This is a genomic window from Corallococcus sp. CA053C (assembly GCF_003611675.1).
Lineage (GTDB): Bacteria > Myxococcota > Myxococcia > Myxococcales > Myxococcaceae > Corallococcus.
In genome coordinates, this window is sequence record NZ_RAWA01000259.1 from 1 (window position 1) to 13,781 (window position 13,781).

Annotated in this window: 14 protein-coding genes; 5 read left to right on the forward strand and 9 right to left on the reverse strand. The window is 70.3% G+C overall.

The features are described from left to right. The first annotated feature begins 79 nt into the window (after positions 1–79). On the forward strand, positions 80–1,417 hold the full coding sequence (locus D7V97_RS28205) for a lysophospholipid acyltransferase family protein (RefSeq protein WP_120613736.1): 1,338 nt from the start codon (positions 80–82) through the stop codon (positions 1,415–1,417). A gap of 115 nt (positions 1,418–1,532) precedes the next feature. Then, complete coding sequence (locus D7V97_RS28210; RefSeq protein ID WP_120613737.1) at positions 1,533–2,483, forward strand: NAD(P)/FAD-dependent oxidoreductase; 951 nt, start codon at positions 1,533–1,535, stop codon at positions 2,481–2,483. Positions 2,484–2,516: 33 nt separating this feature from the next. On the opposite strand, the gene D7V97_RS28215 is transcribed toward D7V97_RS28210, so the two are convergent. From D7V97_RS28215 to D7V97_RS28250, 8 genes are all read right to left on the reverse strand, one after another. Then, positions 2,517–3,362 (reverse strand): AraC family transcriptional regulator, encoded by an 846-nt coding sequence (locus D7V97_RS28215; RefSeq protein ID WP_120613738.1) that lies wholly within the window; start codon positions 3,360–3,362, stop codon positions 2,517–2,519. Between the two features lie 152 nt (positions 3,363–3,514). Beyond that, positions 3,515–4,792: an MFS transporter gene (locus D7V97_RS28220; protein WP_120613739.1), complete on the reverse strand. Its 1,278-nt coding sequence runs from the start codon at positions 4,790–4,792 to the stop codon at positions 3,515–3,517. Continuing rightward, positions 4,789–5,724: a Ppx/GppA phosphatase family protein gene (locus D7V97_RS28225; RefSeq protein ID WP_120613740.1), complete on the reverse strand. Its 936-nt coding sequence runs from the start codon at positions 5,722–5,724 to the stop codon at positions 4,789–4,791. Before D7V97_RS28225 ends, D7V97_RS28220 begins: the two co-directional genes overlap by 4 nt. Before the next feature lie 14 nt (positions 5,725–5,738). Next, positions 5,739–6,923, reverse strand: a complete 1,185-nt coding sequence (locus tag D7V97_RS28230) for an aminotransferase class V-fold PLP-dependent enzyme (RefSeq protein WP_120613741.1) — start codon at positions 6,921–6,923, stop codon at positions 5,739–5,741. A 16-nt stretch (positions 6,924–6,939) separates the two neighbouring features. Then, positions 6,940–8,229: a PD40 domain-containing protein gene (locus D7V97_RS28235; protein WP_120613742.1), complete on the reverse strand. Its 1,290-nt coding sequence runs from the start codon at positions 8,227–8,229 to the stop codon at positions 6,940–6,942. Next, on the reverse strand, positions 8,226–9,002 hold the full coding sequence (locus D7V97_RS28240) for a TonB family protein (protein WP_120613743.1): 777 nt from the start codon (positions 9,000–9,002) through the stop codon (positions 8,226–8,228). The genes D7V97_RS28235 and D7V97_RS28240 overlap by 4 nt, the downstream gene beginning before the upstream one ends. A gap of 3 nt (positions 9,003–9,005) precedes the next feature. Then, complete coding sequence (gene tolR, locus D7V97_RS28245) at positions 9,006–9,497, reverse strand: protein TolR (protein WP_120613744.1); 492 nt, start codon at positions 9,495–9,497, stop codon at positions 9,006–9,008. A gap of 18 nt (positions 9,498–9,515) precedes the next feature. Next, positions 9,516–10,232 (reverse strand): MotA/TolQ/ExbB proton channel family protein, encoded by a 717-nt coding sequence (locus tag D7V97_RS28250; protein WP_120613745.1) that lies wholly within the window; start codon positions 10,230–10,232, stop codon positions 9,516–9,518. A 160-nt stretch (positions 10,233–10,392) separates the two neighbouring features. On the opposite strand from D7V97_RS28250, the gene D7V97_RS28255 reads away from it, so the two are divergent. Further along, a complete protein-coding gene (locus D7V97_RS28255) occupies positions 10,393–11,403 on the forward strand; it encodes a hypothetical protein (RefSeq protein WP_120613749.1) in 1,011 nt (336 codons plus the stop codon). A 136-nt stretch (positions 11,404–11,539) separates the two neighbouring features. Further along, the gene (locus D7V97_RS28260; protein ID WP_120613746.1) at positions 11,540–12,298 is read left to right on the forward strand and encodes a glutamate racemase; all 759 of its coding nucleotides are present in this window, start codon (positions 11,540–11,542) and stop codon (positions 12,296–12,298) included. Here D7V97_RS28260 and carF read toward each other — a convergent pair. Continuing rightward, complete coding sequence (gene carF, locus D7V97_RS28265; protein WP_120613747.1) at positions 12,295–13,152, reverse strand: plasmanylethanolamine desaturase; 858 nt, start codon at positions 13,150–13,152, stop codon at positions 12,295–12,297. The genes D7V97_RS28260 and carF overlap by 4 nt on opposite strands. Positions 13,153–13,401: 249 nt before the next feature. Between carF and D7V97_RS28270 the strand changes: the two genes are divergently transcribed. Then, a partial coding sequence (locus tag D7V97_RS28270) for a hypothetical protein (protein WP_120613748.1) occupies positions 13,402–13,781 on the forward strand: 380 nt, incomplete at its 3' end.

The following is a 13,781-nucleotide window of genomic DNA, read 5'->3' on the forward strand; positions in this document are numbered from 1 at the left end:
GTCCTGGAGGCCCCGCTCCGGTGACAGTGTCCGGAGCAGGGGAGGGCCGGGAAGGGTGCGCCGGTATACAGTCCGCACCGTGTTCTACGCGTGTGTTCGGGCGGTGGTGGCGCTGGCCCTGCGTCTCTTCTACCGGTTGAAGGTGAATGCTCCGGCGGAGCAGCCTTCCGGGCCGGTGCTCTTCGTGGGCAACCACCCGAACGGGCTCATCGACCCGGCGCTGGTGTTCATCCTCACGCGGCGCCAGGTGACGTTCCTGGCCAAGGCGCCGCTGTTCAAGCTGCCCGTCATCGGCTGGCTGTTGAAGGGGCTGGACGCGCTGCCGGTGTACCGCAAGCAGGACGACCCGGCGCAGATGGGGCGCAACGAGGGGACGCTGGACGCGGCGAAGGGCGCGCTTGTGAAGGGGCGCGCCATCACCATCTTTCCGGAGGGCAAGAGCCACTCGGAGCCGGGGCTCGCGGAGCTGAAGACGGGCGCGGCGCGCATCGCGCTCAACGCCGCGCGCGAGGGTGCTCCGGTGCGCATCGTCCCTGTGGGGCTCACCTACGCGCAGAAGAACGTCTTCCGCAGCGAGGTGCTCATCGACCAGGGAGCGCCCATCGACGTGACGGCCTTCCTGCCGAAGGACGCGGAGCCCACGTCGGAGCAGGAGTCGGTGCGCGCGCTGACGGAGCGGGTGGCGGAAGGCCTGCGCGCGGTGACGCTGAACCTGGAGCAGTGGGAGGACCTGCCGGTGGTGCAGGTGGCGGAGCAGCTCTACGCCTTCCGCCAGGGCAGCCAGCTGGATCCGGAGCGGCTGCGGCTGTGGGCGCGCGGGGTGCGGCTGTTCCGGGCACAGGAGCCCGACCGCTACGAGCGCCTGCGGCTGCACCTCGCCGCGTTCCGCAACCGGATGGCGTTGGTGCAGGCCACGCGGCCGGAGGACCTGTCCGTGGAGTACCGGCCGGGGAACGTGGCGCCCTTCGTGGTGAAGACGCTGCTGACGCTGGTGTTCGGGCTGCCGCTGTTCGCGGTGGGGCTGGTGCTGTTCGGGCTGCCGTACCCGGTGCCTCGGATGGCGGCGAAGAGCGCGGAGCTGGATGTCCAGGCCACGGTGAAGTTCCTCACCGCGCTGGTGGTGTCGCTCGTGTGGTGGTGGGGGCTCACCGCCGTGGCGACGGTGTGGGGCGGGGCTGTGTGGGGGCTCGCGACGTTCGTGCTCGTGCCGCCGCTGGCCCTCTTCACGCTGTACTTCGCGGAGCGCTGGGGCGTGATCCGTCACGACCTGGAGATGTTCTTCACGCTGGGCAGCCGCCAGCGGCTGAAGGCCCGCCTGCTCGCGGAAGGGGAGCGGCTGGCGACGGAGGTGGAGCGGCTGGCGGACGAGTACCGGCCGAAGCTCGAGCCTCCTGGCCCCGCGCCCGTCGCGAGGTAGGCGCAGGGGCGCGGACCGGAAGATCCGCCGATACCACCGGAAGTCCCGCCCTCCTGTCGGCCCCGGGCCCGTCGTTAGGTTCCTTGCGTGGAGTCAACGCGCAGGGAGGACGGCAATGGCATACGACGTGGTCATCGTGGGAGGCGGCCCGGCGGGGCTCAACGCCGCGCTGTATCTGGGACGCGGGCGCAAGGCGGTGCTGCTCTGTGACGCGGGCACGCCGCGAAACGCGGCGGCGACGCACATGCACGGCTTCGGTTCGCGCGACGGCATCCCGCCACCGGAGTTCCGGCGCATCAGCCGCGAGCAGCTCCAGCGCTACCCGAACGTGGAGGTGCGCGACACGCGAGTGGGTTCCGTGGAGCCGCACGACGGCGGCTTCCGCGTGGCGCTGGGCGACGGCACCACGGTGGATGCCCGACGCCTCCTCCTCGCGGTGGGCATGGTGGACGTCCTGCCGGACATCCCGGGCTACCGCGAGCTGTGGGGCACCAGCGTCTTCCAGTGTCCGTACTGTCACGGCTGGGAGGTGCAGGACCAACCCTTCGGAGTGCTGGCGACGGAGCCCCTGTTCCTGGACTTCGCGGCCGTCGTGCAGGGCTGGTCGCGCGACGTCACCGTCTTCACGCACGGCACCTTCCCGGTGCCGCCCGAACAGCGCGAGCGGCTCCACCACCTGGGCATCGGCCTGGACGAGCGCAGGATCCGCGCGCTCCACGGGAAGGACGGTCACCTGGAAGCAGTGGAGCTGGAGGACGGAGCGCGGGTGCCAAGGCGCGTCCTGTTCTCCGCGCCACCGCAGCGTCAGCCGGAGCTCGTCACGAAGCTGGGGCTCGCGCTGGACGAGCAGGGCTTCGTGAAGGTGAACGCGATGGGGGAGACGTCCGTGTCGGGCATCAGCGCGGCAGGGGACATGACGACCCGCCTGCAGGGCGCGCTCATGTCGGCGAGCGCGGGCGCCGTCGCCGGGGCCATGATGAACCACGGCCTCCTCATGGAGGACGCGGACCGCCGCTACACGGCCGCGACGGGGAAGACTCCGCCCGCGAAGCAGAAACCGCACTGAGCACGGATGCCGCGCGGGGCTGCTTGCGCCACCTCATGGAGGATGCGGACCGCCGCTACACCGCCGCGACGGAGAGGCCTCCACCCGCGCGGCAGAAACCGCACTGAGCGAAGACGCCGTGCGGTGCTGCTTGCGCCACAGGGCGGGCGTGAGTCCCTCCGCGCGCCGGAACAACCGGATGAAGTGCGTGGGGTCCGCGTAGCCCACGCGCTCCGCGATGATGTCGATGCGCTCGTCCGTGGACAGCAGCCGCCGCCGCGCCTCCGCGAGCCGGCCGGAGATGATCCACTCCACCGCGCTGTGCCCCGTGGCCTGCTTGAGCGCGGTCGTCACGTGCGCGGGCGAGCGGCCCACGGCGGCGGCCACCTCTCGCAGCGAGATGGACTCCAGGCAGTGCCGTTCAATGAACGTGAGCGCCTCGCCCACCAGTGACGCCCGCGAGTCCGTGGGGGCCCACGCGCCGCCAGAGCGGGCCACCTCCGCGAGCACGAGCGAGAACAGGCTGCGCACCACCTGCTCCCCCAGCGGATGGAAGGGCGCGCGCGCCTCCTCGCCAAGCTCCGACAGCAGCCGGGCCAGGTGCTCCTGCCGGCCGGAGGGGATGGGCACGACGGCGGAGGCGCCCTGGCGCACGCGCTCGAAGGGCTCCAGCAGCGGGCCGACCTCCGACTGGAGGAAGGCGGCCGGGTGGAACCCCAGGCCCAGGATCTCCGCCCGGTCGTTGGTGACCAGCCGGTGCTTCTCCCCGGAGGGGATGAGCAGCACGTCCCCCGGGGCCAGCGTCAGCCGGGTGCGCTGCTCGATGGTGGCCCGTCCCCCCGTGTAGAGGATGAGGGCGGCATGCGCATGGGTGGCCGCATACGGGGCAGGGGGATGCATGGCCCCGCGATCCACGAACAGGGGGCCCGGCCTCGAAGGTGAGGGATGCGCAGCAGCCACCAGATGCCTCCGCTTCCTTGCCGGGCGAGCAGCGAACCTCCTCGCTCAACCCACCCGGGCTCGGATGCATTCCGGGCCCGGAGGTTCCGCGCTCAGGCCTGCGTCGGGGGCACGGCCTCCCGGAACAGCTTCGCGCCCAGCAGCAGCGCGAGCCCTCCCAGCAGCACCGGCACCGAGTTGATGGCGATGGCGGTGTGGAGGCTGGCCATGTCGGCGATCTGCCCGATGAGCGTGGGGGAGATGGCGTCACCCAGCATGTGGATGCACAGCACGTTGAGGCCCATGGCGAAGGCGCGGAACGCGGGCGGCACGCAGTTGACGATGGCGGCGTTGATGGGACCGCTGTTGAGGAAGATGAGGAACTGCGCCACGCCGATGGCCGCGAACGTCAGCATCGGATCCTTCAGGTTCACCGCCAGGTACATGCACGGCGCCGCGAGCAGCAGCCCGATGCCGGACAACCACAGCCCACCGCCCACGCGCTTGCGGTCCATCTTGTCACCCAGCCAGCCGCCCGCCACGGTGCCGGTGAGGCCCGCCACCGCCGTGATGGCGCCGAACACGAGCCCCACGCGGCCCGGGTGCTCCAGCCACAGCTGCCGCTCGCGCACCAGGTACGTGGGCATCCAGAACGCGAGCCCGCCAATGGAGAACGTCATCAGCGTGTAGCCCGCCGTCGTCGCCCAGAAGGCGGTGTTGCGGCCCAGGCCCTTGAGGCCCTCCATGAAGGGCAGCTTCACCGTCGCCTCCGGCCCGTCCATGGCGCCGCGCTGCGGCTCCGGCATGAAGAAGGCCATGGTGCCCAGCACGAGCCCCGGCACGCCGCCCGCGAAGAACGCCGCGTGCCACGAATACGTCTGCGTCAGCCACCCGCCCAGGCCGTAGCCCATCGCGGAGCCCACCGGGATGGCGATGTAGAAGTACGACAGCATCCGCGTGCGCTGCTCGCGCGGGTACAGGTCGGAGATGATGGACGGCGCCACCGCGCCATAGCCCGCCTCGCCAATGCCAATCACCGCGCGCGCCAGGAGGAGCGCCGTGAACGTGGCCGCAAGGCCGCTGGCCCCGGTGGCCAGGCTCCACAGGAGCACGCCGCCCGCCACCAGCAGCCGGCGAGGCACCCGGTCCCCCAGGAACCCGCCCAGCGGCGACGCCAGCATGAACACGACGATGAAGACGGTGCCCAGCAGCCCCGACTGCGCGTCGTTGATGCCGAAGTCCTTCTGAATCTCCGGCAGCGCGACCGCGATGATGTACCGGTCGAGGTAGTTGACCAGGTTGATGAGGGTCAGGATGAACAGCGCGTAGCCCGCGCGCACGGACTGCGTGGCGGGCGCGCTGGACGGAGCGGTCGGGGAAGAGGCGTTCATGAGGTGGAGGGAGCGGACCCGAAGCGGTGGACCAGCAGGCCCCAGCGCAGGCCGCGGTCGCTCACGCGGCACGCGTCCAGCCCCAGGGCCTTCACCGCTTCGCGCAGGATGAGCGCGCCCGCGGGGATGACGTCCGCGCGCTTGGGCTGCAGGCCGGGCAGCGCGCGGCGCGCATCCAGGGGCAGGGTGCACAGCATGTCCGTGAGCGTGTCCAGCTCGCCCCGCGACAGCGTGCCGCCGTGGACCTGCTCCGCGTCGTAGGTCGCCATCCGGTGTTGCAGCGCGTACAGCGTCGTCACCGTGCCGGCCACGCCCACCAGCATCGCGGACGGGGGCGTCGGAGGCAGGGCCGCGAAGGTGTGGCGCAGGTGCGCTTCAATGGCGGCGCGCTCGTCGGGTGAAGGCGGATCGTTGCGCACGAAGCGCTCGGTGAGCCGCACGGCGCCCACGTCGAAGCTGTGGCGGAAGGCCACGGTGCCGGCCTCGCTGCCGTAGATGAACTCCGTGGAGCCGCCGCCAATGTCGACGACGAGCAGCGGCCCGGCGGCCTCCCCCGCGAAGTCCGCGGACACGGCGGCGAAGGACAGCTGCGCCTCCATCTCACCGGGGATGATCTCCACCGTCACGTCCGCGCGGGCCTTCGCGGCGGCGATGAAGTCCGCGCCGTTCTTCGCGTCGCGCGCGGCGCTGGTGGCGGAGACGGCGATGCCCTCGGCGCCCAGGGCGCGGGCCTCGTCCGCGAAGGCGACCAGCGTGGACAGCGTGGCCTCCATGCCCTCGGCGGAGAGCACGCGGCTGGTGTCCACGCCCCGGCCCAGCCGGGTGATCTCGGCGCGCTCCACCACCGCCTCGAAGCGCCCGTCCGGCAGGCGCTCCGCGACCAGCAGCAGCACGGAGTTGGTCCCGATATCGATGGAAGCAAAGCGCGGCATCCCGCGCACACTACTCAACGCAGCAGCGCTTCCAAAGCGTCCCCCAGGGCCTCGTAGTCCGCCGGGGTGTTGTAGAGCTGCGCGGACAGCCGCAGGTGCCTCCGGGGCGCCTGCGGCCACGCGGTGACGGGGATCTCGATGCGGTGCTCCTCGAACAGGCGCACATGGAGTGGATCCAGGTAGAGCGGGGCAGGGCGCTCCGGGGAGTCGTCCGGCAGGGCCACGCACGCCATGCTGCCCACCATCGCGTCCGGGTACAGCGGCGAGGCATTGCCCAGCCGCGCGTCCAGCCGTCGCCGGGCGGCGAGCGCCTTCTCCCGGTTGGACGCCATCACCTCCGGCCACCCACCCGGCACCAGCCCCCCGATGACGCGAAGCGCGGTGGGGATGCACAGGAAGGGCGTCGGGTCGTGCGTGCCCATCCAGTCAAAATCCAACCGGAAGCGCGAGCGGTCCGTGCGCGGCGAGTTGTGCCCGTGGCTCACCACCAGCGGCTTCAGGCCCGCCTGCAAATCCCGGCGGACGTAGAGGAACGCGGCGCCCTTGGGCGCGCACAGCCACTTGTGGCAGTTGCCCGTGTAGTACGCCGCGCCCAGCCCCCGGAGCGCCAGCGGCACCATGCCCGGCCCGTGGGCGCCGTCCACCAGCGTCTCCACGCCCTTTTCGCGCAGGCGGCGCACCAGCTCCGCGACCGGCATCACCACGGCCGTCTGGCTGGTGATGTGGTCGATGAGGAGCAGGCGCGTGCGCGGCGTCACCTGCGCCATCACCGCGTCCACCACCGCTTCGGGGGACGGCAGCGGCCAGGGCAGCTTCGCCACCACCACCTTCGCGCCCACCGCGGCGCAGGCCACGTCCAACGCGTTCTTCGACGCGTTGTATTCGTTGTCGGTGACGAGCAACTCGTCACCGGGCTGGAAGCGCAGGCCGCGCAGCACGGTGTTCACGCCGGTGGTGGCGTTGGGCATGAACGCCAGGTCCTCCGCGTCCGCGCCCACGAAGGCCCCGAGCGCGGCGCGCGCGTCATCCAGGAGCGGCTCCACCTCGCGGGCGAGGAAGCGCACCGGCTCGGACTCCAGGCGTGCCCTCAATTCCGACTGGTGCTGGAGCACCGCCGTGGGGCACGCGCCGAACGAGCCGTGGTTGAGGAAGATGACCTGCGGGTCCAGACCCCAATGGGAACGGAGGGGAGCGCTCATGGCGCGCAATATGCGCCTACTTCGCGGCCGGCGCGATGCCCCAGTCGGGCGTCAGCCAGTTGCCCTTCTCCATGGGGAGCGGCAGCTGGTTGTTGCCCTCGGCGGTCATCACCCACAGGTGCGCGCCGCCGTTGCGGGTGGTGCTGAACATGATCAGCCGGCCGTTGGGGGAGAAGGTGGGCTCCTCGTTGTTGCCCTGGTCCTGCGTCAGGCGCGTCACCTTGCCCGTCTCCACGTTGACGGTGAACAGATCGAACGCGTTGCGCTCGTCACGCGCGGTGAAGGCGATGAGGTCCCCGCGCGGCGACCAGTCCGGCGTCTGGTTGTAGTTGCCCTGGAAGGTGAGCCGCTTCACGCCGGAGCCGTCCGCGCCCATGACGTAGACCTGCGGGCTGCCACCCCGGTTGGACACGAACGCGATGCGCTTGCCGTCCGGCGACCAGGAGGGGCTGGTGTTGAGGCCGTAGGGCGTGTCGGTGATGGCCTTCGCCCCGGAGCCGTCCACGGCGGCCACGTAGATCTGCGCGCTCTCCCCCTCCGCCAGCGCGTAGGCGATGCGCCGGCCGTCCGGCGAGAACGCGACGCCCGTGGCCATCTGCCCGTCCGTCACCACCGGCTTCGCCTCGCCGCCGGGGGCCTGCACGTAGATGTCCGGCCGGTTCTTCCGGTACGACGTGAAGCCCACCTGGCCGGAGGGGCTGAGCGTGGGCAGGATGTTCGTGCCGCCCTTGGTGAGCGCCTGCGCGCCCATGCCATCCCAGTCCGCCACGTACACGTCGCGGTTGGCGCCCGCCTTGCGCACGTAGGTGATGCGCGACAGGAAGGGGCTCGCCTCGCGGGTGAAGTGCCGGTAGAGCGCGTCCGCCAGCGCGTGCGCCAGCTTCCGGGGCTCGTTGGCCGGCGCGTCCTTGGCGACCTTCAGGTCCTCGTGGCCGGTGGCCACGTTGAACAGGCGCAATTCGCCGCGCAGCGCGCCGCCGTCCTGCGCGAGCGACACCTTCACGAGCGACTCCGCGCCCACGTCCGCCCAGCGGCTGAAGTTGATGCTGCCCGCCGTCATCCCTTCCTTCGCGTCGGCGGTGAAGCCGGCGCGGTCCAGCACCTGGAAGATGCCGGAGGCCGTGAGGTCGTACGTGAAGGCGGTGTCGAACGCGCCCGCCGCCTTCTTGTCGCCGCCCTCCTGCACCGTGGGCGCGGGGGCCGCGAGCGGCAGCGGACGGAAGTTGGCGCCAGAAATCTCGATGACGGGCGCCTGCGCGAACACCAGCGCGGGCACGAGGAGGAGCGACAGCAGGAGCGCTTTCATGGGCTGAACACCAGGACGACCCCATTCTTCTGGAGCGCGTCGCGAAGGGCATCGGGGGGAGGAGAGAAGGGAGACGCCTTGCGCACGGCGGCCACGACCGCCGAGTCGAACAGCTCGTTGCCACTGGCCTTGGCCAGGCTCACGTCCAGCACCTCACCGGAGCGGCCCAGCCGCATCGCCACCTGGGCCTTGAGGTAGAGGCGCTCCGCGTCGGGGATGGTGTCCGCGACGTTGTAGTGCCGGCGCACCTGGGACTTCAGCAGGCCGTAGTACCGCTCGCCCTCCTGGACCGCCGAGTCACCGTCGGGGTCGCCGTCCTCCGCGCCCTCCAGCTCCTCCGGCTCGCTGGGCTTCGCCGACTTGTCGAACGCGCCGAAGAGCTTCTTGCGCCGGTCCTCCGCGTTCGCCTCGCCCTTCTGCGGCGTGGGCGCGGGGGGCGGCTTCGCGCCGGGCACCGCCACCGCGTTGGGGGAGGGCGCGGGCACGGGCTCCTGCGAGGGCGGCGTGGGCACAGGCTTCGCCGCGACCTCCTTGGGCGGAGGCTGCGCCTGCTCCTTGCGCGGCAAGAGCTTGGGGTCGCGCGGCTTGCCCAGGCGCACCAGCGACGCGTTGATGGGCTTCTGATCCAGGTCCATCTTCGGCGCGGACGTGAAGCGCGCGTAGAGGATGGCCGCCAGCAGCACCGCGACGTGGCCGCCCACGGAGAAGGCGACGAAGCGCGACAGCTTCGTGGGCCGTGCCACCAGCAGGCTGTGGGTCACCGCGGAGTCCATGCGCTAGCGCTTCGCTTCCTTCGACTTGCCCTTGCCGCCACCGGCCGTGGGCGTCTTCGCGGAGTTGGACGCCTTGTTGCCGGTGGAAGGGTCCGTGATCATCCCCACATTCTTGATGCCCGCGCGCTGGGCCGCGGCCATCACCTCCACCACCACGCCGTACGGCACGTCCCGGTCCGCGTGGAGGTAGACCTCCTTGTCCGCCTGCGCCTTGGCGTTGGCGGCGAGCTTCGTCTCCAGCTCTTCGAGGGGGACCTCCGCGTCACCGATGTAGACCTTCTTGCCCGCGTCGATGGAGAGGACGACCTTCTTCTCCGTCGCCTCCACGGGCGTCGCCTTGGTCTCCGGGAGGTTCACCTTCACGCCCTGCTGGATGAGGGGTGCGGTGACCATGAAGATGATGAGCAGCACCAGCATCACGTCCACCATGGGCGTGACGTTGATCTCGCTCATGGTGGTCCGGCCACCGCCGCCTTTTCCGCCGCCCATGCCCATGGGTGTGTCCCCTTGTGCCTAGCGGAAGAAGTGCCGCTTGATGATGTTGAGGAAGTCCGCGGAGAAGTTGGACATCTCCGTGTCGAAGACCTTGATGCGGCTGACGAACGAGTTGTACGCGACCACCGCCGGGATGGCCGCGAACAGCCCCGCCGCCGTGGCGAAGAGCGCGTTGCCCACCGGAGCGGCCACCGTGGCGAGCGTCGCGTTGCCCTGCTCAGCGATCTGGTTGAACGCGCTCAGGATGCCAATCACCGTGCCGAACAGGCCCACGAACGGGGACGCGGCGCCCACGGTGCCCAGGAAGGACACGCGGTTCTCCAGCTCGGTGATCTGCGCCGTGGCCGCCCGGTTGAGCGCGCGCTCCACGTTCTCGATGCCGCCCAGCTTCGCGCTCATCGCGTCCTCGGCGCCGCCGCCCTCCTTGCCCGACTGCGCCAGCTTGCTCAGCTCCTCGTAGCCCGCGCAGAACACCTTCGACAGCGGCGAGCCCTCCAGCTTCTGGGCGGACTGGTAGATGGCCTCCAGCCGGGACGCCTTCCAGAAGGTGTCGAGAAAGGTAAGAGACTGCGAGCGGGCACGGGACAGCTGGGTGAACTTCATGGCGATGAGGGCCCAGGAGGCCACGGACACCGTCATGAGGAGCAGGAGCACCGCGAGCTCGATGAAGGAGGCATCGCGGATGATCTCCACGTAGTTCATGGCGCCAAAGGCCAGGGGCAGGTGGGGTATCATGGGGTCCAGCGCGTAACATTCCGTACGCGGGTGGGTCAAACCCGCCGTGGGAGCCCGGTTGCTGCTCCTTTGGACGGTGCTGAATAATTCCCGGGGCCGGTCGTCTGGAGGGTTGTTACGGGCCGACGACCTCACACTTCCCGAAACACGGATGCCCACCATGAACGCGAGACTGCTCGCCGCATTCCTCTGCCTCGCCGCCGTGTCCACCGGCTGCGTCATTGAAGACCACGGTCCCCGCTATCCCGGCGACGTCCGGATGTCCTGGGCCTTCGACGGTGCCCGCTGCGACGAGATGCGCGACGTCCAGGGCGTCGACATCATCATCGACGGGGAGATCCTCGAGAACGGCGGACACTACCCCTGTAACGCCAACGGCTTCGACGGCATCGTCCTGCACGACTTCGCGCCCGGCGCGTACACGTTCGACGCGGTGGCGGTGGACTACGAAAACGTGGCGCTCTTCACGTACCACGGCACCTTCGTGGTGGACGGCGACGTGGCGGTGAACATCAACTTCCCGGTGGGCGGCACCGGCACGGGGACCTACGCCATCATCAACTGGAAGTTCCCGACCGAGGCGGGCAGCCAGTACCCCACCTGCGGTCAGGCCGGGGTCGCCTTCGTGGATGCCCGGGTCGACGACGGCGCCTGGGCGCACTTCAACTGCAACGAGGGCAGCGAGGGCCGCACGGTGAGCACCCCGGACCTGGCCCCCGGGCAGCGCTTCCTGGAGGTGGTGGCCATGGACTCGCTGAAGCGCCCCCTCTACTACTTCGGCGGGCCGTTCACGGCGGTGGCGGGAGTGCCGGCGACCGTCACGGCGGAGACGTACGCCATCGGCGGGGCCGCGGTGGGCTGGCAGTTCTACGAGGGCAGCGTGCGGCTGAGCTGCTCGCAGGCCGGCGTCACCGAAGTGGGCGTCAACTTCAAGGACATCTACACCGGGCAGTGGGTCTACGGCGTGGCGGGGCAGTGGTTCTCCTGCAACGAAGCCCCGGCCATCTTCGAGTTCCTCCGCCCGGGCCGGTACTTCGTGTCCTTCCAGGCGTCGGGGACGGGGGGACGGTTCTACGAGTCCCGGAATGACCTGCCCCCCATCGACGTCTTCGCCCACGACTTCCCGGGCGTGCAGGACGCGCTGTACGCCCCGCTCGACCGCACGAAGTAGCCACCGCGTCCCATCAGGGCCGCGAGCAAGGGTCGGAGGCCTCCAGGCTTCCGGCCCTTCGTGCGTTCCGGGGGCCTCCCGAGGCTGGGCAGGCGTGGAAGAGGCGTTGGCATCAAACGTGATAGGGACACCCTCCATGCGGCAAGACAGCCACGGTCCCATCGGCGTGTTCGACTCCGGCATTGGAGGGCTCACGGTCCTCAAGGCGCTCATGGCGCGGCTCCCCCACGAGCGGACGCTCTACCTGGGGGACACGGCGCGGGTGCCCTACGGCACGAAGTCCGGCGAGGTGGTGACGCGCTACTCGCTGAAGAACGCGGAGTTCCTCCTGGAGCGCGGCATCAAGCTGCTGGTGGTGGCGTGCAACACCGCGTCAGCCGCGGCGCTGCCCGCGCTGTCGGCCACGCTGCCGGTGCCGGTGCTGGGCGTCATCGGGACGCCGGGCACCATCCGCTCCGGGGCCTACCAGCGGGCGCTGGAGGCCGGCCAGCCGAACGTGTCGGTGAAGGCCAGGGCGTGTCCGCTCTTCGTGCCGCTGGCGGAGGAGGGGTGGACCACGGGCGACGTGCCGTTGCTGGTGGCGCGCGAGTACCTGGCCGGCTTCGCGCGGGACGGCGTGGACACGCTGGTGCTGGGCTGCACCCACTACCCGCTGCTCAAGGGCGTCATCGCGGAGGTGGTGGGGCCGCACGTGTCGCTGGTGGACTCGGCGGAGGCCACCGCGGAGGCCGTGGCGGAGCTCCTGGGCGCCCGGGGGCTGCTCGCGCCGGAGTCCTCCACCACGCCGGAGCACGCGTACTTCGTCACCGACGTGCCGGAGCGCTTCGTGGAGGTGGGGGCCCGCTTCCTGGGGCGCCCCATTCCTTCCGCGGAGCAGGTGGACCTGCGCTTCTAGGGGATGGGCCGGGTGGAGACGGACGGCGCGGGCTCCTCGGCGGTGGCCTTGAGGAGCTCCTTGGCCGCCTGGAGCACGGGCACTTCGGTGGCCACGTCCACGGCGACGAGCGCCTGGGCGGCCTCGGTGCCGATGTCGTCCTTGCGCGGCAGCTGGCCGGTGGCCCAGGTGATGAGCCGCTCCATCAGCGGGAAGAAGTGGATCATCTTCAGCGGCCGGTTCATCCAGCCCACGGTGATGCAGTAGTACTGGTTGAAGGGCGCGGTGTGGTGGATGCCGTGGTGGTCCGGCGGCAGGATGAGGTGCACGCGCTGCAGGAAGCCGATGAGCGCGGGCGGCGAGTCCAGGTGTGACCACTTGTGGAACTGGTTGGTCGCCATCACCCAGAAGATCATCGCGCCCAGGAACGCGGCCAGGAACACCCAGCCCGGCCCGTTGAGCGGCACGGCCACCGCGAGCGCCGCGACGGGCAGCGACACGAGGCAGTTGTTGCCGTTGGTCTCCACGAAGTCGTGGCGGGTGATGGCCTTCTCGTCGACGTGGTGCTCACGGAAGGGGCGGATGAACGCCTTGCCCAGGATGGGCATCTCCGTGGAGCCCCACGTGTCCCCCATCCAGTGGACGAAGCCGGAGACGAAGTCCGCGGCCAGGTAGCCCAGCACCACCGCGAGCGTCAGCAGCCACGGCCCGGTGTGGTGCGTGCTCCAGAGCTTGTACGCGAGCACCCCCTCCAGCGACACGAAGGAGACGATGGAGGCGATCTCCATCGCGCGGATGGCGGGGGAGTACCCCTGCGCCAGCGTCTGGGCGTCCTGCAGGCGGACCTTGTCCGTGATCTTGTCCGGCTTCGTCATCAGTGGGTTCCCGCCCGTCAGTGATGGCGCCAATAACGTCGCGCACGTCGGACTGGTTACGTACCCCAGGCCGTTTCGGGTTTTCAACACAGGGCCCCCTGCCCGGCGGGTCGGCGGGCACGTGTGGATCCGTACACTGCGGTCGGAAACGCACACCGGGGGCGGGCAGGCACGGGGAGTCACATGCGAGGCGCGCGAAGGTTGCCTTGTGAAGCCCGGACCCCGCTGCTACGGTGCCCGACCTCGGCAATGGCGAAAACCTTCGAAAAAGCCGTCACGGGCTTCAATCACAACATCAAGCACAAGGGGAAGGTCTACCACGTCCAGACCGAGGACTCGGGTGTCAACAACCCCCACATCATCACCCACCTGTTCGTGGGCGGGAACATCCTCGCGTCGAAGAAGACGTCCTACGCGGACATCCTCAACGCGGAGAACCTGGCGGAAGTCGTCCGCGAATTGATGGAGGAGCAGCACAAGGAGATGCTGCGGAACCTCATCAACGGCGTGTACGACAACTACGAGTCCACGGTCCGCTCGTACCAGCCGGGCCAGCTCGCCACGGACGCAGAGGCCGCCGCCGCGCCGAAGTTGCAGCCGCTCGCCGCGCCGCGCCCCCTGCCTCCGCC